This window comes from Micromonospora sp. NPDC049662 (assembly GCF_040675055.1).
GTDB lineage: Bacteria > Actinomycetota > Actinomycetes > Mycobacteriales > Micromonosporaceae > Micromonospora.
In genome coordinates this window covers 19,051-35,608 of the sequence record NZ_JBFAOC010000062.1, presented here as the reverse complement: position 1 = coordinate 35,608, position 16,558 = coordinate 19,051, and the positions used below count along the sequence as shown (strand labels likewise).

19 protein-coding genes and 1 tRNA gene are annotated in these 16,558 nt (G+C 68.4%); 13 read left to right on the top strand and 7 right to left on the bottom strand.

The annotated features are described in order from the left end of the window. Window positions 1-148: 148 nt before the first annotated feature. Complete coding sequence (locus tag AB0J36_RS29400) at window positions 149-1,339, bottom strand: DUF1996 domain-containing protein (protein WP_363661409.1); 1,191 nt, start codon at window positions 1,337-1,339, stop codon at window positions 149-151. A 154-nt stretch (window positions 1,340-1,493) separates the two neighbouring features. Between AB0J36_RS29400 and AB0J36_RS29395 the strand changes: the two genes are divergently transcribed. Together AB0J36_RS29395 and AB0J36_RS29390 are read left to right on the top strand one after the other, a co-directional pair. After that, entirely contained in the window at window positions 1,494-1,790 is a 297-nt protein-coding gene (locus tag AB0J36_RS29395) for a DUF6582 domain-containing protein (protein WP_357173115.1), read from the top strand. A gap of 67 nt (window positions 1,791-1,857) precedes the next feature. Continuing rightward, a tRNA-Lys gene (locus AB0J36_RS29390) sits at window positions 1,858-1,933 on the top strand. Window positions 1,934-2,350: 417 nt separating this feature from the next. On the opposite strand, the gene AB0J36_RS29385 is transcribed toward AB0J36_RS29390, so the two are convergent. Then, window positions 2,351-3,589 (bottom strand): hypothetical protein, encoded by a 1,239-nt coding sequence (locus AB0J36_RS29385; RefSeq protein WP_363661408.1) that lies wholly within the window; start codon window positions 3,587-3,589, stop codon window positions 2,351-2,353. A 168-nt stretch (window positions 3,590-3,757) separates the two neighbouring features. Here AB0J36_RS29385 and AB0J36_RS29380 point away from each other — a divergent pair, with 168 nt between their 5' ends. Continuing rightward, a complete protein-coding gene (locus AB0J36_RS29380) occupies window positions 3,758-4,324 on the top strand; it encodes a hypothetical protein (protein WP_357173121.1) in 567 nt (188 codons plus the stop codon). Between the two features lie 321 nt (window positions 4,325-4,645). Beyond that, on the top strand, window positions 4,646-5,320 hold the full coding sequence (locus tag AB0J36_RS29375; RefSeq protein WP_357127539.1) for a YdcF family protein: 675 nt from the start codon (window positions 4,646-4,648) through the stop codon (window positions 5,318-5,320). A gap of 6 nt (window positions 5,321-5,326) precedes the next feature. Here AB0J36_RS29375 and AB0J36_RS29370 read toward each other — a convergent pair whose 3' ends face one another. Beyond that, on the bottom strand, window positions 5,327-6,553 hold the full coding sequence (locus tag AB0J36_RS29370) for a helix-turn-helix transcriptional regulator (RefSeq protein WP_363661407.1): 1,227 nt from the start codon (window positions 6,551-6,553) through the stop codon (window positions 5,327-5,329). A 370-nt stretch (window positions 6,554-6,923) separates the two neighbouring features. On the opposite strand from AB0J36_RS29370, the gene amcA (AB0J36_RS29365) reads away from it, so the two are divergent. The 6 genes from amcA (AB0J36_RS29365) (at window position 6,924) to AB0J36_RS29340 (ending at window position 10,054) form a co-directional block, all read left to right on the top strand. Beyond that, window positions 6,924-7,088, top strand: a complete 165-nt coding sequence (gene amcA, locus AB0J36_RS29365; RefSeq protein WP_196921378.1) for a multiple cyclophane-containing RiPP AmcA — start codon at window positions 6,924-6,926, stop codon at window positions 7,086-7,088. Then, window positions 7,085-7,432 carry a hypothetical protein gene (locus AB0J36_RS29360; RefSeq protein ID WP_357127532.1) on the top strand — a complete coding sequence of 116 codons (348 nt, stop codon included), beginning with the start codon at window positions 7,085-7,087 and terminating at the stop codon, window positions 7,430-7,432. Before amcA (AB0J36_RS29365) ends, AB0J36_RS29360 begins: the two co-directional genes overlap by 4 nt. Continuing rightward, window positions 7,429-8,565, top strand: coding sequence for a cyclophane-forming radical SAM peptide maturase AmcB (gene amcB, locus AB0J36_RS29355; protein WP_357394082.1), 1,137 nt, complete (start codon window positions 7,429-7,431; stop codon window positions 8,563-8,565). The genes AB0J36_RS29360 and amcB overlap by 4 nt, the downstream gene beginning before the upstream one ends. Further along, window positions 8,562-8,744, top strand: a complete 183-nt coding sequence (gene amcA / locus AB0J36_RS29350; protein WP_357127526.1) for a multiple cyclophane-containing RiPP AmcA — start codon at window positions 8,562-8,564, stop codon at window positions 8,742-8,744. The genes amcB and amcA (AB0J36_RS29350) overlap by 4 nt, the downstream gene beginning before the upstream one ends. A gap of 62 nt (window positions 8,745-8,806) precedes the next feature. After that, on the top strand, window positions 8,807-9,469 hold the full coding sequence (locus AB0J36_RS29345) for a pentapeptide repeat-containing protein (protein WP_357127523.1): 663 nt from the start codon (window positions 8,807-8,809) through the stop codon (window positions 9,467-9,469). 15 nt (window positions 9,470-9,484) lie between these two features. Beyond that, window positions 9,485-10,054 (top strand): kinase, encoded by a 570-nt coding sequence (locus tag AB0J36_RS29340; protein ID WP_357127520.1) that lies wholly within the window; start codon window positions 9,485-9,487, stop codon window positions 10,052-10,054. 17 nt (window positions 10,055-10,071) lie between these two features. Here the strand turns inward: AB0J36_RS29340 and AB0J36_RS29335 are convergent, their stop codons facing one another. Beyond that, window positions 10,072-10,521 carry a hypothetical protein gene (locus AB0J36_RS29335; protein WP_357127517.1) on the bottom strand — a complete coding sequence of 150 codons (450 nt, stop codon included), beginning with the start codon at window positions 10,519-10,521 and terminating at the stop codon, window positions 10,072-10,074. 119 nt (window positions 10,522-10,640) lie between these two features. On the opposite strand from AB0J36_RS29335, the gene AB0J36_RS29330 reads away from it, so the two are divergent. Beyond that, complete coding sequence (locus tag AB0J36_RS29330) at window positions 10,641-11,882, top strand: FUSC family protein (protein ID WP_357173129.1); 1,242 nt, start codon at window positions 10,641-10,643, stop codon at window positions 11,880-11,882. Here AB0J36_RS29330 and AB0J36_RS29325 read toward each other — a convergent pair. Next, window positions 11,865-12,290: a VOC family protein gene (locus AB0J36_RS29325; protein WP_357127512.1), complete on the bottom strand. Its 426-nt coding sequence runs from the start codon at window positions 12,288-12,290 to the stop codon at window positions 11,865-11,867. The genes AB0J36_RS29330 and AB0J36_RS29325 overlap by 18 nt on opposite strands. 136 nt (window positions 12,291-12,426) lie before the next feature. Here AB0J36_RS29325 and AB0J36_RS29320 point away from each other — a divergent pair, with 136 nt between their 5' ends. Further along, window positions 12,427-14,259, top strand: coding sequence for a glycoside hydrolase family 15 protein (locus tag AB0J36_RS29320; protein WP_357127508.1), 1,833 nt, complete (start codon window positions 12,427-12,429; stop codon window positions 14,257-14,259). Between the two features lie 9 nt (window positions 14,260-14,268). Here AB0J36_RS29320 and AB0J36_RS29315 read toward each other — a convergent pair whose 3' ends face one another. Continuing rightward, complete coding sequence (locus AB0J36_RS29315; RefSeq protein WP_357173326.1) at window positions 14,269-15,084, bottom strand: DUF72 domain-containing protein; 816 nt, start codon at window positions 15,082-15,084, stop codon at window positions 14,269-14,271. Between the two features lie 132 nt (window positions 15,085-15,216). Between AB0J36_RS29315 and AB0J36_RS29310 the strand changes: the two genes are divergently transcribed. Then, window positions 15,217-15,948 carry a Clp protease N-terminal domain-containing protein gene (locus AB0J36_RS29310; RefSeq protein WP_357127506.1) on the top strand — a complete coding sequence of 244 codons (732 nt, stop codon included), beginning with the start codon at window positions 15,217-15,219 and terminating at the stop codon, window positions 15,946-15,948. 9 nt (window positions 15,949-15,957) lie between these two features. Here AB0J36_RS29310 and AB0J36_RS29305 read toward each other — a convergent pair whose 3' ends face one another. Further along, window positions 15,958-16,476 carry a hypothetical protein gene (locus AB0J36_RS29305; RefSeq protein ID WP_124771885.1) on the bottom strand — a complete coding sequence of 173 codons (519 nt, stop codon included), beginning with the start codon at window positions 16,474-16,476 and terminating at the stop codon, window positions 15,958-15,960. Between the last annotated feature and the right edge of the window lie 82 nt (window positions 16,477-16,558).

The window sequence follows — 16,558 nt, the reverse complement described above, 5'->3', positions numbered from 1 at the left end:
GGTTTCGTCCGGATACAACACCGGTATCCGGACGAAACCGCGCCTTGCCGGATCGCCGCCCGGACTCCGCCTCGGCTCGACCGCCCTTATGAAACTGGCCCTAGGCGATCGTCAGTCGGGGCCGGGCCGTTCTCCGGTCCGGCCCCGACTACTTCTGGTAGCCGTAGTTGTCGCAGGTCCGGCGCCCCAGGACGCAGTTCTTGGTGCGCTTGTTCATGGTGTTGACGTCCCACACCACGAACGCGTCGCCGTGCATCGACGAGGCGCTCTTGCCCGCCTTGTCGGAGGAGAGGTAGTAGCCCGCCGGGGTGCCCTTGGCCGGGTACTGGATGTCGAAGGTGATCGCCGGGATCCGAACCGGGTGGCCGGGCGGGCAGGTACCGCCGCTGCCGTACGCCACATGGTCCTTGTGGTTGGGGCTGTCCAGGTGCTTGCCGTCCCAGCAGTCCGGGAACTGCAGCATGAAGTGCAGCGTGGCGGTCCCGCCGCAGATCGGCCAGTTGCCGTTGGTGCTGCGGGCGACGCCGTCGAGGTCGCCGGGACCGTAGAAGGCGCAGTAGAACTGGCCGGTCGCGCCGCGCGGTGTCGGCTGCTTCTTCTTGGCATCCCCGGAGATCATGCGCAGGCCGTTGGGCATGGGCATCTGGCCGGTCGAGTTCTTCGCGAGCGAGCGGTAGTAGACCCGGAAGCCGGTGGTCTCGACCGGCTTACCGGTCGCGTTGTCGTAGAGCGTGGGCACCCAGTACGCGGAGTGATCCTGGATCGGCTTGCAGGACGTGGCCGTGAACTTCGTCAGGTCTCCGGCGACGGTGTTCGCGTCGACGGCCTTGTTGCCGACGAAGGAGTGCATGTGTGACGCGCCCGGGAGGCCGGGGGCGACGATCGGGTCGTCCGGCAGTCGGTGGCTGTACTGGCAGTCCGCCCGGAACTCCGGCAGGTCGCCGACACCGGCCGGGGCGGGGTCGATCTTCAACGCCTGGTACGCGTCGGCCTGCGCCTTCCAGGCCGCCCGGTCGATCGGAACCCAGCCGGTGGTGGGAACCTTCGGTGCGGCAGCGGCCGACGGCGTCGCGCCGGTCGACGGAGTCGCGGAGACCGAAGGTGTCGCCGGGGCCGACACCGCCGTTCCGGACGACTCCGGCTGCCCGGCCGACGGCGACGGGTACTCGGCGGCGTTGGCCGCGTTTGACGGCTCGGACTGCGCGGCGCCGTTGCCCAGGTACACGGCGCCGGCCGCGACGACGAGCACGACGGCCGCGCCCGCGGCGACGCTCAGTCTCTTGTGGGTGGCCCACCCCGGGGGACGATGACGGGACGGCGGCGGGCCTTCGTACGACACGGGTCACTCCCAACGAACACACGACAGGCTGACCCGAACGGTCACGGCCGCCGTATGGTAGGCATTCGCCGCGCGTGCCGGACAGGGTCTTTAAACACCCTTAATCAAGCCGGTCCGGGCGTACGTCTGGACGAAAAATGGGTAATGGTGGGCGATGAAGTCGACCTGGAAGCCCCACGAGAAGCACGGCGGCCTGACCGACAAGGACAAGCGCGAGCTGCCGGAGACCGTCTTCGCCTTCCCCGGCAAGCGCAAGGAGCCGATGACCGACGCCAGCCACGTCCGCAACGCCATCGCCCGCTTCGACCAGGTGCAGGGCGTCACCGACGCGGACCGCGACCTGGCCTTCCAGAACATCCTCGCCGCCGCCAAGCACTACGGCGTGGACGTCGCCGAGACGAACTGGAAGCAACTCGGCAAACTGCCGCACACGCCCAATCCGGCGCACTGAACGCGGGCCGGGGAGGGGTTCCGAGGTCGGGTCGCGGACGTGTTAGCGTGCTCGTCGTTGTCAGCGAGCGCCGCTAGCTCAACTGGCAGAGCAGCGGACTCTTAATCCGCGGGTTCGGGGTTCGAGTCCCTGGCGGCGCACCAACGAGATAGGCCCTGACCTGGTGGTTCACACTGGGTCGGGGCCTTTTTCGTGTCCGGCCGTGGCGGGTGGTCAGGAGCATCGGGGGCGGTAACGGTGGGATGCGGCGGGCTGCTCTAGGACACCGCTCCGTGGCTGCTGCGCACGATGGTCGGGTGGTCGGGGGCTGCGGCAGTCGGCGGTTCTTGATCGGTTCGGGGGGCGAATCCCGAATGGGCTCGGAGCCGAGGTCCGGCGATCTAGGGCAGAACGCGGTAGCCGGGCCGCAGTAAGGGGTGTAGGAGCCGCAATGCATTCGGCGCCCTGAGGGGCAACGTCGGCCATATGAAGCAACTGCCCCTGCCCGAATTGAGTCCGTTCGCTGGGGCGACAAACGTGGCCGACGAGCGCTCGGGCGATTAACGCAACAGGCTGCTCAGCTACCGAGCACCGCCGACTAGAAACGGCAGGAACGCGATGTGCATCTCGCGGGCAGGGTCACCGTTCGCGTGGACCACGAAGTCGTACCGCTCGTCCGAGGCGGTCGAGCCACGCCGCTTGAAGTTCGGATGCGCCTCGAACGCCGCGACGGCCTTGCCGATCACGCTGGTGACGTCGCGGTCCCGGATGAACAGCAACAACGCGGCCTTGGTGTCGCGCCAGGTCAGGTAGCCCAAGAGTTGATCGATCGTGTCCGTAATCTTGGTGGCGCCGTCCTTGGGTCCGAAGATCTTGCACTCCCCGATGAACACGTTGGCGTCCTTCTCGCGGATAAGGATGTCGGTCTTGCCGCCGCAGTTAAATAGTTCGCCGCCAGCTCTGCCCTCGAATTGAGCGTTCAAGAGGATCAGCAGCAGATCACGGATGAGTTCTTCGCCGAGCTTTTCGGTCAGCGATGGACTGCGCTCGAACGCGTTACGCGCGTTACGCAGGACCGCGAGTGCATCTTCGTAGCTTGCTTTTTCAAGGGCCGGCTCGGGCTCAAAGGGATTAGCCTGGGCCCGGCTCGACTGCGTCGTGCGGGTGACGAGGCGACGCCGCTGTACCGGCAGTGCGTAGACGTTGGCGTCAGCCCGCCGCCGGATCGGAATGCCGATACTGGCATGGACTTGCCGCGCCGCGAGCAGTCGTGCGCGGCGTTGGGCCACCCATTGCGGCATCTGGTTAAGTAGGTTGCTGTTATGGGCGTTGATGTCAGTGCGAGCGAAGCCCAGACCCTTCTCGATGCGATCGATTCGTGTGCGAAACCACTGTCTGACTGCCTCCGGATCGGGGCGGGTTCCCTCCCAGACGATCACCAGCTCGCTGGCCTTCTCGTCGACCTTAGCCTCTATCGGCGCAATGAAGTACTGACTTGCTTTCATCGTGAACGGAGCCGGGTGGCCGCTGAAGGGGATCCGGACTGTGTACTGAACGACTCGTTCGCGTACGCGCTCTCCGAACATATTGACCACCGAGCGCTCAGCCTCGGTGGGCCTCTCGTCCATGTACCACTCGTCCGGATGCAGCGCCGGGCATTCGACGGCGCCGACGGCGACGAGCTCGGTGATGAGGTCGGCGTCGGTGCGCGCCAGGAAGTCGTCATCGTTCCAGGCGTTCAGGGCGTCCATGACCTGCTTGAGGTTGGTGCCCAGGTCTGCCGCTAATTCGCGGCCGTTGAATAGATGGTTGCTCGCCACCCGGCTACTTTACGGGGCAGGTCTGACATCTTCTCTGGTCGACTGCTGCAAGCTCGTGCGGCTGGCATTTTTTTGCGTGCAGTTGTTCGCATACGTCCCATCTGATGCTGCGCGAGGCTGGGGTTCTGACGAACTCTCCTATCGTAGTCAGTCGCTACGATGTTGGTCATGCCTGACTGGGGAAATGCTCCTGAATGGGTGGCCGCAGCGATCGCGGCCGCCGCTGCACTGTTCGCGTGGCGTTCGTATGTGGCCTCGGCAGAGTCAGCAGCGACGGCTGCGAAGCTGCTCCAGCAGCAGCAAGCGCCGCAGTTCACTGCTGAGGTGGAGAACCCTAACGGTGATGAGACCGGCCACCATGGTTGGCACAGGCTGATGATTGGCGTCGCAGCGTCGCCAGCTGGCCCACTTGATGAGCTGCGAGTCGATCTGCTAACCGATGGCGTCTCGTTCACCCCCGGCATCAACGGAGTCGAGCCGGGGGAGCCGCGGTTCACTGCGGTGCATGCGTACGAAGGGGTCAAGCCGGCCGGGCTGGATGTCGGCGACCGGGCACATTGGCGGGTGGAGTTCGCGGAGAGCGATGCTGGTATGCCTACCCTCGATCAGGTCGAGATCCGCGTAACGGCGACTCGCGGCGGACACAGCTGGACCAGCAAGTTGCACGCGGACGTCGCAGCGTGCCGGACAGAGCGGGAAGCGCTGCGAAGTTGGCGTCGTTCGGATCGGAGCTGAAAACACCAGTCCGGGTCGCGAAACTACAAGCGCCTCGCCCTACCGAGGCGCTCATCTGCCGCAGATCGCGTGGGCTCGCTCCGTGCGCGGTGCGGCCGTCCGCGAGGCTGGCGAGATGGCGTTGTGGGTTCAGGTACGCGAGCGGGCACCGACGGAGGGAGCGGCTGCCGATGGCGCTGATGGTGTCGGCCCTACCTGAATGCCCCCCGCTGGACAGACGTGCTGTAGCTGATCTGCGTCGCCCGGCCTGCCCTACGCTGACATCATGAGTAAACGGGGCGTGAACCAAACTCCAGCGCTCGCCCTACCTGGCGGGCGCTGATGGAACGGCAGACCGAAGTGCCGACTCACGTGCTCTCAGACGAAGTCCGTGCTCACGTGGCGACGCTGTGGCGATACCACGACATGCACCACGAGCTACGCCCGTGCGACGTGGGCATCGGGCTGGGCAGCCATGACCTCGGCGTTGCAGTGGTCGCATCGCGCCTGTTTCAAGCAGGCCTGTTCCCATGGATTGTTTTCACCGGTGCGAACGCCCCGACCACGGTCGAAAGGTTCCCGCGTGGAGAGGCGGTGCACTACCGCGAGTACGCCGTCGAGCAGGGTGTGCCCCCGGAGGCGGTTCTCGTGGAGCCGCGTGCCACGAACACCGCCGAGAACCTCGAATTCTCCCGTGCGCTCCTGGCCGAACGCCAGATCCCGGTGAAGTCGGTGCTGATCATGTCGCGGCCCTACCAACAGCGTCGGGCCTACGCCACCTGCAGGCTGATCTGGCCGGAGGTCGATGTGGTGTGCGCCTCAAACCCGCTCGAGCTGGACGACTACGTGCGCAGCATCGGCGACCCGCGGCGGGTGGTGGACATGCTGGTGGGCGACACGCAGCGGATCGAGGTGTACGCCGAGCGCGGGTTCGCTATCCCCCAGGAGATGCCGGACGAGGTGCGGGCGGCCTTCGAGCGCCTGGTGGCGGCTGGCTACACGAGCCGGTTGATCTGAGCCCAGCTACCAGCGGGGGCCTCCCGTCCGGACGCCCATTCGGTCGCTGAGTTCGACGGCCAGTCGTGGTGGCCGGGGGCGGGTGAGGATGTCTCGGACGAGGTCGCGGGAGAGCTGGTGGTAGCGCACCTGGTCGGGCCCGAGGGTCTCGGCGTCTAGGAGCGCGGCGAGCGCGTCGTCGATGCGGTTCCACCGGGCGAGGGCTCGGGCGGTTTCGATGGCGTGGCGAACCTGCCGCTCGACGGGCACGGTGCTGGTGTCGAGTGGGGCGCCGATGGCGATGGCGCGTTGCACATCGCCGAGTTCCATCGCCACGGTCGTCTTGTGGATCGATACGTTGGTCGGCCCGAACGCGGTCCACACGTGGTTGCCGTCGGCGCCGAGCCGCTGTGCGGCGGTATCGGCTTCGTTGATATGGGTGTCGGCGGAGGCGCGGTCGTCGTCTCGGGCGGCGGCGAGCGCGCAGACGAGGTGCAGGCTGCCGTAGACCGACAGCAGCTGCGGAGTCGGCCTGACGAGCCGGGGTTCCAGGAACCGCGCCGCCGTGGCGGCGAGGCCCAGGGCTTGGGCGTACTCCCCGATGGAGGCGAGCGAGTGCGCGGCGGAGCGGCTGAGTGAGCCGATGACGACGTGGTCGTGGCTGGCGTTGGCGGCGGCCAAGCCCCGGCTGGCGGCGGTCCACGCGAGGTCACCTTCGCCGAGCTTGGTGAGGAACAACGCGGCGAGCTGGTGGGCGTAGGCGGTCATCGCGTGCGCTCGCTGGCCATCGTCTCCGTCGTACGCCTCGGTGGCGGTGAGGCAGTCGTGGATGAGGTAGGGCAGCCGGCGGGCGAGGGTGCCGTATCGCGAGTGCTGGTAGGCGGTCCAGATCTCGGCGACGTCGTTCTCGATCTCGCGGAGGGCGGGGGCCTCGACGTCCCCCGTGCTGGCCAGCGTCGGCGCGAGGTGACGATAGTCGTGAAGCGCGGCCCGCAAGGCCGGGATGGTCTCGCGCCCTGAGTCGTCCGACCACTCGAACAGGCTCGGTGCATCGATCAGGTCGCCGAGGGACACGTCGAGGGCTTTGGCGATCGCGCGTATGACCGATAGCCGATCGAGGTCAGCCCGGTTCGTCTCGACCTTGCGTAACCACTCCTGGGTCTTGCCAACCAAACCGGCCAGCACCTCCTGGGAGAGCCCTCGTCGACGCCGGTAAAAGGCGACGCGCTGGCCGGTGGTCATGTCTTCCGTCATCCCTCGCACACCATCACCCTGCCCGCTGAAGACCGCCGGACCCGGTACGGATTTTCCCGGTCCTCCGTACGGACCGCCCCTACGTTCAGTTCACCCCAGATCACCGGCGCGTGTCGATGCCGGTGTCGGGGATGACTAACAGGGAGCTGCAGATGGAGGGATCGATGAGTGGCGCACCACACCACGGCTTGGGCCGCTGGCTCGGCCCGTCCTGGAACGAACTGTCTCGGTGTTCTCCCCGCCTGCGTACCGCCATGAGGGCTGCGTGGGTGGGTGATCGGCGGCCTGCTCCCAGCCGCCGTGATGCGGCGGCGGGCTCGCCATTCCCCCGGCGAGCCCGCCGCTCATCGATCCTGGCGGGGGTGGAGGCATGACGGTGTACGTATCGCGTAACGCGATAGCCAGCCAGTCCCGGCGCCCCGAGCCCAGGTGGACGTCCTCACAGGGTCAGGTGCGGCGCGCTGATCCTCCGCTGCTCACCTTCGTGTGGCGTCGGCTGTTCGAGCAGCAGGCCCGCGAGGGCGGTCGCCGGTGACCGGGCAGCAGCGCCGTCTGGCGGCGAACGGGCTCGCGCCAGCCGAGGTGGAACATCTGCCGATGCGCCCGCTGTGGCTGTGCCGCCGGTGCGGGCAGCCATGGCCCTGCGGCGCGGCGAAGCTCGCGCTCCTCGCCGAGTACCGGGAAGAGCCGGTGAGCCTGTTCCTCTACCTGGCCGGCTGCCTGCACGACGCGATCGACGACCTGCATCGGCTCAACCCGAGCGTCACAGGCAGCGCCGCCGACATGTTCGACCGGTTCCTCGGCTGGCCCGCCCGCCACACCCACGCCTACCGCGTCAGTACCACCACGGCCGCCAGCATCGAAGAGGCCTCCTCGTGAACGGCATCGGCCTCATCAACGCTACCGGCCAGCCGGCGGTCGCCGGCAGCTTCCACACCCTGGTCGTGCAGCCGACGAGCTTTTGCAACCTCGACTGCACCTACTGCTACCTGCCCGACCGGAGATCCCTCCGCCTGATGAGCAGCGCAGTCGCGCAGGCTTGCGCCGAGTCGATCGCGCAGCAGAACAGCGGCCATCCGGTGAGCGTCGTGTGGCACGGGGGCGAACCCACCGCAACACCCACCGGGTTGTTCCGGGATCTACTAGACCCATTCGAGGAGCTCCGCCGCGCGGGGATGGTGCGTCACGAGATCCAAACAAACGCGACGTTGATCAACAGGCAATGGTGCGAAGTTTTCGCCGCTCATGGGTTCGAGGTCGGGGTCAGTATCGACGGACCGGGCGCGTTGAACCGGAACCGCCTCGACCGGGCCGGCAACCCGACGGACGCCCGAACCCTGCGCGGCATACAGACCCTGGCCGAGGCAGGGCTGAGGTATTCGGTGATCTGTGTTGTCACCCCGGAAACCATCGACCACGCGGAAGCCCTCATCGACTTCTTCACCGGCCTGCCCGGCTGCGAGTCGGTGGGCTTCAACATCGAAGAGCAGGAGGGCGCTGACCGGGCACCGGTGTCGGAGGACGCCGCGTACCGGTTCTGGCAGGGCCTTATCGAACGTCGCGTCGGCGGCAGCCCGCTCCGGATCCGCGACGTGGACCGGCTGGCCGACTATCTCGCCGCCACCCGCGCTGGCCGCGTCGACCACGAGCCGTACGAGCCGATCCCGACCGTCTCTTGGGATGGACAGGTGGTGCTGCTGTCACCGGAACTGCTCGGCATCACCGAGCCGCGATACGGCGACTTCATCGTCGGCAACGTCCTTCAGCAATCCATTTCCGCCATGCTTGCCGGCGCCGGCGACCTGGGCTACGTCGCCGAGTTCATTACGGCCCTCAACGGCTGTGCCGACCACTGCGCCTTCTACGACTTCTGCCGTGGCGCCCAGGCCGGCAACCGCTACTTCGAGCACGCGACGTTCACCGCCCGAGAGACGACCTACTGCCGGACCACCCGACAGGCCCTCGTTCGCGCCGCCGCGGACCACCTCACCCCTCAAGGAGTAGCACCATGACCAATGCTCTCGCGATCCTCGTCAACGCCGCACCCGAGCAACTCGCTCGCCTCGGCGTCGACCCTGAGCGGTCAGTAGCGTCGATCGACGCGGCGAAGTTCGACAACCGCCCCGCCTGGGCTAACAAGGGTAAGTTCGACAGCCGACCCGGCTGGGACAACTGGAACAAGAAGAAGTAGCCCCAACCACGGGAATGCGCGGGGTGGCGTGCCCACCCCGCGCCTACACAGGTTGAGGACACATGCGCACCACCACGATCGGCGACGTGAAGGTCCTGCTGCCGGACCTCGAACCGGACGACCTCGACATCACCGCGGACCTCGCCGGCGGCCTCACCGAGGCTCTCGTCAACGGCGCAGCGTGGCACGGCTCGCACCTTGAGGACGCCCGCATCCGCAGCAGCCTGATCACCGGCGTGGACCTGAGCGAGAGCACCTGGGAGGCCGGCAGCCTCTACGGCTGCGAAATCACCCGCACCGACTTCTCCGGCGCGACCCTGACCGGCATCACCATCGAACGCTGCGCCATTACCGGCTCCCGGTTCACCGGCACCAGGCTCACCGACGTACGCCTCAAGGACGTCCTGTTCGACGGCTGCCGCTTCGACTACGCCACCTTCCAACGCGTCACCGCCGCCGGCTCGGTCGCCTTCACCGACTGCACTCTCACCAACGGCGCGTGGTCCTCCTGCCGACTACCTCGCATCGCGCTGCGGTCATGTGACCTCGCCGGACTGGAATTGGACTCCTGCCAGCTCGACGGCACCGACCTGCGGGGCAGCCGGCTCCAGGGCCTCAAGACGCCGCTGGACAACCTGCGCGGCGTCACCCTCGGCGAGGACCAGCTTCCTGACCTCACCCAGCTGACCGTCGCCGCCCTCGACCTCAGTGTCCGCAACGACTGAAGCCGAGGAGGCATCGTGCTCGCTGAACCCACTGGCAGCCCGGACACGATCCTCGTCTGCATCCGGGGCAACTCCGGCTCCGGCAAGAGCAGCATCGCCCGCGAGCTACGACGCCGGCACGGCCGGGGCTGCGCCCTGGTCGAGCAGGACTACCTGCGCCGCATCCTGCTGCGCGAACGGGACAAGCCCGGCGGCATCGCGCCTGCGCTGATCGCGCAGACCGTTCGGTTCGCGCTTGACCACGGCTATCACGTGGTGCTGGAGGGCATCATGCACAGCAGCCGCTACCGAAGCATGTTGACCGCGCTGCGGGACGACCACCGCGGCCGGTCGCTGTTCTGCTATCTCGACGTGTCGCTGGCCGAGACCCTGCGCCGGCACCTCACTCGCCCGCAGGCCAGTGAGTTCACCGCCGAGCACATGAGCGGCTGGTACGCCGCTCATGACGTCCTGGGCTGGCCTGACGAACTCGTCCTGCCGGAGACGACCGGCCTGGACGAGGCCGTCGAGGCCATCGCCGCTGCGTCCGGGCTACCCCAGAGCGGATGCGACGACGACCTGCTGCCCGGCCGGCCGTACTCGTGAAGGTGCCCCGAACGCTCTCAGGCCTTGGCGAACCTCGTGGTGAGTCGTGCGGTTGCCTTGACCTCGTACTTCAGGTGGTAGCCGGCGGCGATCACCATCGCCTCGGCGACCTTCGCCGCGTGCTCGTGGCCCTTGACGGCGGCGTTGGCGGCCAGGTCGACCGGCTGCCCGGTGGCGAGGCTGCCGGCCAGGGCGAGCAGTCGTTGGTCGTCGGCGGACAGGTGCTCGACCGCCGGTAGCGCGAGCAGCGCCGCCCAGTCGCGGATCACCGCCACCTGGATGTCGTGGCCGTCGTCGTACTCGGGGATCTGCACGACCTCGACCAGGTCCGCGAAGCCGGGTTGGTCCGGGAACTTGGTGAAGGTCAACAGGTGTACGGCGGCCTTCTCGGTGTCGGAACGGCCGACCCAAGCGCCGGCGCGGATCAGCGTACGGAGGGCGTCGGGGCTGAACTCGGAGGTGGACATGGCAGTGCCTCCTTCGCCGAGGGAATCCTCGTGTCGAGTACAGCAGACGTCGACAAGCATGGATCCCAAGCGATTGGCGCAGCCGGGATAGGTTTGCGCGCTCCGGGTAAGCGGCGCGGATGTGTGCCCACCAGGAGTCGGCGGCTGTCGGCGAGCCGGCGGACCACCGGGAGGCCCGGTTCGACCGCCTGCGGGCGTGGGCACAACGGGCGCTGCGCTCGCGTGCCTGGCGGCTGCGTCTGTTCGGTCTGCTCGCGGTGCAGGCCGGCGTCGCCGCCGCGATCGCCTGGTTCGTGGCGTACCAGTTCTTGGACAATCCGTCCCCGGTCCTGGCGCCGACGACGGCGGTCGGCATCGTGGCGGCCTCGATGGGGTCGCGCCTGCGGCGCACCATCGAGCTGCTGGTCGGGGTGACCCTGGGGCTGGCCGTCGGCGACGTGCTGATGCCGTTCTTCGGCATCGGGTTCTGGCAGACCGGTGTGGTCGTCGTGCTGGCGATAACGGTCGCCATCCTGCTCAAGGGGGGCGGTTCGCTGCTCACCCAGGCCGGCGGCACGGCGGTGCTGATCGCGACCCTGGAGCCGCCGCTACGGGACCTGTCCGTCCCCCGCTTCGTCGACGCGGCGGTCGGGGGGCTGGTCGGGCTGGGGGTCGGTCTGCTCCTGGTGCCCATCCATCCGCAGCGGACGCTGCTGCGGCTGGCCGAGCCGGTGGTCGGGCCGGCAGCCGACATCATGCATGACCTGGCGACGGCGCTACGTAAGCGCGATCTCGGGGACGCCGAACGGAGCCTGCGCGGGTTGCGCGAGCTCGATCCCCGCCTGGCCGCTCTCAACGACGGGCTCAGCGCCGCCCAGGAGGTGACGCGGCTCGCGCCCCTGCGGTGGCGCGACCGTGACTCCTTGGCCTTCCACACCACGGCGATCCGGCACCTGGAGCGGAGCCTGCACGGTTGCCGTTCACTGTGCCGGCGACTGACCACCGCGCTGAAGGACGACGAGCCGATTCCCGAGGAGTTTCCGCAGGCTATCGACCTGCTGGCCGACGCGATGCCAACGCTGCGCCGAGCTGTCCAGGTCGGTCGGGAGCCTCAGGAGACCCGCGACCAGATCCTGGCGGGCGTCGAGCTGGTCGGGCGGGCGCAGGGAGCCGTCCGGGACTCGACCCGCCCGCACATCCATCGTCTCGGCTATTCGGGTTTGGTCGCGGTGGGGGAGTTCCGGGCGGCCGCCCACGATCTGCTGATCGCCAGCGGAATCGAGACCGTGCGGGCGGCGGCCCTGGTGCGGCAGGCGGTGGATGAGGACTACCAGGATCGAGCGGCGGAAACGGGGACGCCGAGCTCAGGCCGCCCGGAGTGAGGCGAGGATGTCGAGGTAGTGCGGGTTGGTCATGACGCCCAGCACGTTGCCGAAGGGGTCCACCACCGACGCCGTCACGAAACCAGTGTCTCCGCGAGGCGTGATCGGTTGGTACTCGGTGGCGCCCAGGGCCAGGAGCCGTTCCACGGTGGCGTCGAGGTCGTCGACGTGCCAGTGCATGACCGCCCCGCCAGGCCCGCTCGCCGCGCCCGGGGGCGCGTACCGGCGGTCGATGATGCCCAGCTCCGCCTGGTAGTCGCCGAGGCGGAACTCGGTGTAGGCGGGACGCCCGTCCGGGCCGGGTCGCGAGAAGTAGGCCTCCTGGCCCAGGAACCGGGCGTACCAGTCGGTGGCCGCCGCCACGTCGTCGGCCCAGATGTTGAGGGTGGCGAATCCGCGCAGGCTCATCCGGTGTCCTTTCGTCGATGTCGTCGAACGGTCACGCTATCGGCGGCCACCGACACCCTCGCCGGATCTCGGGGCTGCGTTCGTGTAGCGACGGGTTTCCCGGGTAGTCGCCGTCAGCCTGACGAGGGGGGTCAGTGTGCAGACGCGATATCCGGGGATCGAGGAGCACGGCCTGATCGGCGACCTGCAGACCGCCGCGCTGATCAGTAGGGACGGAACGGTCGACTGGTTCTGCGCGCCGCGCTTCGACTCGCCGAGCGTCTTCGCCGCCCTGCTCGACCGCGACAAGGGCGGACACTTCCAACTCTCGCCCGACGAGATCGAGTATTCGAGCAAACAGCTCTACCTACCCGGCACGCCGATCCTGATCACCCGCTTCCACAGTGCCGACGGCGTGGGCGAGCTGTTGGACTTCATGCCCGTAACGGGCGAGCAGGCCACCGACCGGCACCGGCTGGTCCGGCTGGTCCGGATGGTTCGGGGAAGCATGCGGTTCCGCTTCGACTGCCGGCCCCGGTTCAACTACGGGCGCGACCCGTACGAGTTGGAGGTCCATCCGGAGGGCGACGTCTTTCGCAGCTCGACCCTCTCGCTCACCCTGACTGCGTTCAAGGACGCGAAACGGCTTGTCGACAACGGGGCGATCCACCGGGACGCGGAGGGCGTCTGCGTCCGTTACGAGTTGCACGAGGGCGACATCGGTGGGGTCGTGCTGGAGACGGCCTGCCCCCACCCACCCCGGGCTCTCACCACGGAAGAGGCCTGCGAACTGCTCGCCGAAACCCGGGACTACTGGCGTCGGTGGGCCCTGCGAACCTCCTACACCGGTCGCTGGCGGGAGATGGTCGAAAGATCGGCCATGACCCTCAAGCTCATGACGTACGCCCCGACAGGCGCCCTGGTCGCCGCGCCGACGGCGGGGTTGCCGGAGCAGATCGGCGGCCCGCGGAACTGGGACTACCGCTACACCTGGATCCGCGATGCCTCGTTCTCGGTGCACGCGCTGCTCAGCGTCGGTTTCACCGATGAGGCCCAGAAATATCTGTCGTGGCTCGAAGCGCGTATCCAGGAGGCCCACGACGGCGGCCTGCCACTGCAGATCATGTACCGCATCGACGGCTCGCCGGACCTCCCCGAAGAGGTGCTGCCGCACTTGGAGGGGTATCGCGGGTCGGCGCCGGTGCGGATCGGCAACGGCGCGGCGGGCCAGCTGCAACTGGACATCTACGGCGAGGCGCTGAACTCGCTGCACCTCGCCGACCAGAGCGGGCTGATGACGTCGTACGAGGGGTGGCGCAAGACGGCCGGCCTGATGGACTGGCTCTGCGACCACTGGGACCAGCCCGAGGACGGCATCTGGGAGACCCGGTCCGGCCGGCAGGACTTCACCTACGGGCGGATGATGTGTTGGCTCGCGTTCGACCGTGCCATCCGCATCGCGCACAATCGGGGGCGTCCCGCGAGCATCACCCGGTGGGCGGACCAACGCAACGCCGTTTACGAGCAGGTCATCGCACGGGGATTCCATCCGGGACGGCAGGCCTTCGTGCAGCACTACGGGAGCGACATCACCGACGCCTCGCTGCTCGCGATGCCCGGCGTCGGCTTCATCGCGCCGAACGATCCGATGTGGCTGTCGACGTTGCGGGCGATAGACAACGAGTTGGTGTCGGACAGTCTCGTCTACCGGTACGACCCGAAAGCCTCGCCCGACGGGCTCGTCGGCTCCGAGGGCACCTTCAGCATGTGCACCTTCTGGTACGTCCAGGCTCTCGCCCAGTCCGGACGGCTCGACGACGCCCGGTTGACGTTCGAGAAGATGCTGACCTACAGCACGCCGTTGGGGCTCTACTCGGAGGAGATCGCCCCCACCGGCGAGCAGATCGGCAACTTCCCGCAGGCGTTCAGTCACCTCTCGCTGATCAGCACCGCCCATCACCTCGACGCGCTGCTCGACCGACAGCCGTGACGTGGGTGCTCAGAAGAGGGTCAGCGGCTCGACGGAGATCGGGTCGGGCAGCGGGTCGAGACCCGGCACGTGGGCGCGTACCTCGTCGTGGAACCGCCGGGCGAGCCGCGGCGCGTCGGCGTTGTCCGGCGTGTGGACGAACATGGTGGGGGAGCGCCCCTCGCGCAGCCAGCCGGCGGTGACCTCGACCCAACGCCGCCACCCCTGCACGGTCCGGGTGTCGTCGTCGCGGCCCAGGTAGCGCACGATCGGGCGGTCGGTCAGCGCGACGGACCGCAGCGGCACCCGGGGTTTCTTCATCCAGGCGTCGCGTTCGGCGTCACTCGTCGGCGGGCGGCTGAAGAACGCGGTGGTGTCGAAGGGGATCCATTCGGCCGACGCCCCGGTCAGGGTCTCCTCGAGCAGCCGGGTCGCGCCGGGCTCGGTGAAGAACGCGGGATGGCGGACCTCCACGGCGTAGCGGTGGGAAGCCGGGAGCTGCGCGAGGAACCGGCCGAGCGTGGGTACGTCGGCCGGCGCGAACGACCCCGGTAGTTGAATCCAGAGGGCGTGGACGCGTGGGCCGAGGGGCTCGATCGCGTCCAGGAAGGCGTGCAGCGGTTCGTCGGCGTTGGTGAGCCGACGTTCGTGCGTGACGACCTTGGGCAGCTTGAGGACGAATCGGAAGCCGGCGTCGGTCTGCGCCGCCCAGGATGCCACGGTGTCCTGGGTCGGGGTCGCGTAGAAGGTGGTGTTGCCCTCCACGGCGTCGCACCAACTGGCGTAGTGCCGGAGGCGTTCTCCGGACGGCAGCGAGTGCCCCGGCCACGACCGGTGACTCCACATGGCGCACCCCACGTGCAGACGCATGCCGGCCCCTCCTCCGCTGTGCGGCCGCGCCCACCCTAGCGGGCGTCTCGCGACTGATGTCGTCAACCAGTGGTTGACGGAATGCGGGCGTCAACCTATGGTTGACGCATGACCGAACCTTTCCAGATGAGCAACCCCGTCAAGCTCGACGACCTCATCCAGGCGATCAAGAAGGCGCACACCGACGCGCTCGACCAGCTCACCGACGCGGTGATCGCCGCCGACCATCTCGGTGAGGTCGCCGACCACCTGATCGGGCACTTCGTCGACCAGGCCCGGCGCTCGGGAGCGTCGTGGACCGACATCGGCCGCAGCATGGGGGTCAGCAAGCAGGCCGCCCAGAAGCGCTTCGTGGCCAAGGGCTCCACCGAGGCCGCGGCGCTCGATCCGAACGCCGGCTTCGGCCGGTTCACCCCGCGAGCCCGCAACGTGGTGATGGCCTCGCAGGAAGAGGCCCGCGCCGCCGGGAACCCCGAGATCGGCCCCGCGCACCTGGTGCTCGGGCTGCTGGCCGAGCCGGAGGGGTTGGCCGCCCGGGTGCTGGTCGGTCGGGGTGCCACCCCCGAGGCAGTGCGGGAGGCCGTCGGCGCCGTCCTACCGCCGTCGGTCGACCAGGTTCCGGACCTCATCCCGTACGACGCGCGCGGCAAGAAGGCGTTGGAGCTGACCTTCCGGGAGGCGCTGCGCCTCGGGCACAACTACATCGGCACCGAGCACATCCTGCTCGCCCTGCTGGAGCAGGAGGACGGTGCCGGCGTGCTCACCGACCTAGGCCTCGACAAGGCGGCGGTCGAAGCCGACCTGTCCGCCGCCCTCGCCGCCGCCGTCGCGCAACAGTAGGAACCGGGGTCAGGACGCCTCGGGGAAGCCGTAGCGCAGGGCGTGCTCCGGATCGGCCGGGTCGATCTGGCGTACGCCCGCGTCCGCGAGCCGCTTGTTGACCTCGTCGAGCTGCTCGCGGACCAGCCGGGCCTCCTCCTCGGTGACGCGGCCCCGGTGCGGCTTGCCGGCGTGCTCCAACGTGCCGTAGTCGATCTTTTCGGCGCTCTTGCGGGCCTTGGGCGGGCGGACCCGTTCGGCCGTCTTCAACAACTGCGCCATCGGGACGTCGGTGGCCATCGCGTCGAACTCGCTCGCGGTGAGGACGACCCGTCGGGGCTCGCCCCCGCCGTGCCGGTCGTGGATCTCGACCACCGCCACGTCCAGCGCGGCGTCGTCGATGTTCTCCACCTCGCCCGGGGTGGCGTCGAGCTGCACGGGCCCGGCGACCAGGTCCGGGTGCTCCAGGACGACGACACGAACCACCTCGTCGTCCTGCTGCAGAACGGTTCCGGTGAAGTCGGAGACGTGGATCGTCTTCTTGCCCATGCGCGGAGCTTCTCCTGTCGTAGGCCGGGTGCCGGACCTGGAAGAAATTACCCGACAGGTGTGCGAATGCCGTCGCTGGTCC

Excerpts from the sequence above, each read along its gene's own strand:
- AB0J36_RS29395 (WP_357173115.1), top strand. The coding sequence starts at position 1,494 with ATGAAGTCGACCTGGAAGCCCCACGAGAAGCACGGCGGCCTGACCGAC.
- AB0J36_RS29380 (WP_357173121.1), top strand. The coding sequence starts at position 3,758 with ATGCCTGACTGGGGAAATGCTCCTGAATGGGTGGCCGCAGCGATCGCG.
- AB0J36_RS29375 (WP_357127539.1), top strand. The coding sequence starts at position 4,646 with ATGGAACGGCAGACCGAAGTGCCGACTCACGTGCTCTCAGACGAAGTC.
- AB0J36_RS29370 (WP_363661407.1), bottom strand. The coding sequence starts at position 6,553 with ATGACGGAAGACATGACCACCGGCCAGCGCGTCGCCTTTTACCGGCGT.
- amcA (WP_196921378.1), top strand. The coding sequence starts at position 6,924 with ATGACGGTGTACGTATCGCGTAACGCGATAGCCAGCCAGTCCCGGCGC.
- amcA (WP_357127526.1), top strand. The coding sequence starts at position 8,562 with ATGACCAATGCTCTCGCGATCCTCGTCAACGCCGCACCCGAGCAACTC.
- AB0J36_RS29345 (WP_357127523.1), top strand. The coding sequence starts at position 8,807 with ATGCGCACCACCACGATCGGCGACGTGAAGGTCCTGCTGCCGGACCTC.
- AB0J36_RS29335 (WP_357127517.1), bottom strand. The coding sequence starts at position 10,521 with ATGTCCACCTCCGAGTTCAGCCCCGACGCCCTCCGTACGCTGATCCGC.
- AB0J36_RS29330 (WP_357173129.1), top strand. The coding sequence starts at position 10,641 with ATGTGTGCCCACCAGGAGTCGGCGGCTGTCGGCGAGCCGGCGGACCAC.
- AB0J36_RS29325 (WP_357127512.1), bottom strand. The coding sequence starts at position 12,290 with ATGAGCCTGCGCGGATTCGCCACCCTCAACATCTGGGCCGACGACGTG.
- AB0J36_RS29315 (WP_357173326.1), bottom strand. The coding sequence starts at position 15,084 with ATGTGGAGTCACCGGTCGTGGCCGGGGCACTCGCTGCCGTCCGGAGAA.
- AB0J36_RS29310 (WP_357127506.1), top strand. The coding sequence starts at position 15,217 with ATGACCGAACCTTTCCAGATGAGCAACCCCGTCAAGCTCGACGACCTC.
- AB0J36_RS29305 (WP_124771885.1), bottom strand. The coding sequence starts at position 16,476 with ATGGGCAAGAAGACGATCCACGTCTCCGACTTCACCGGAACCGTTCTG.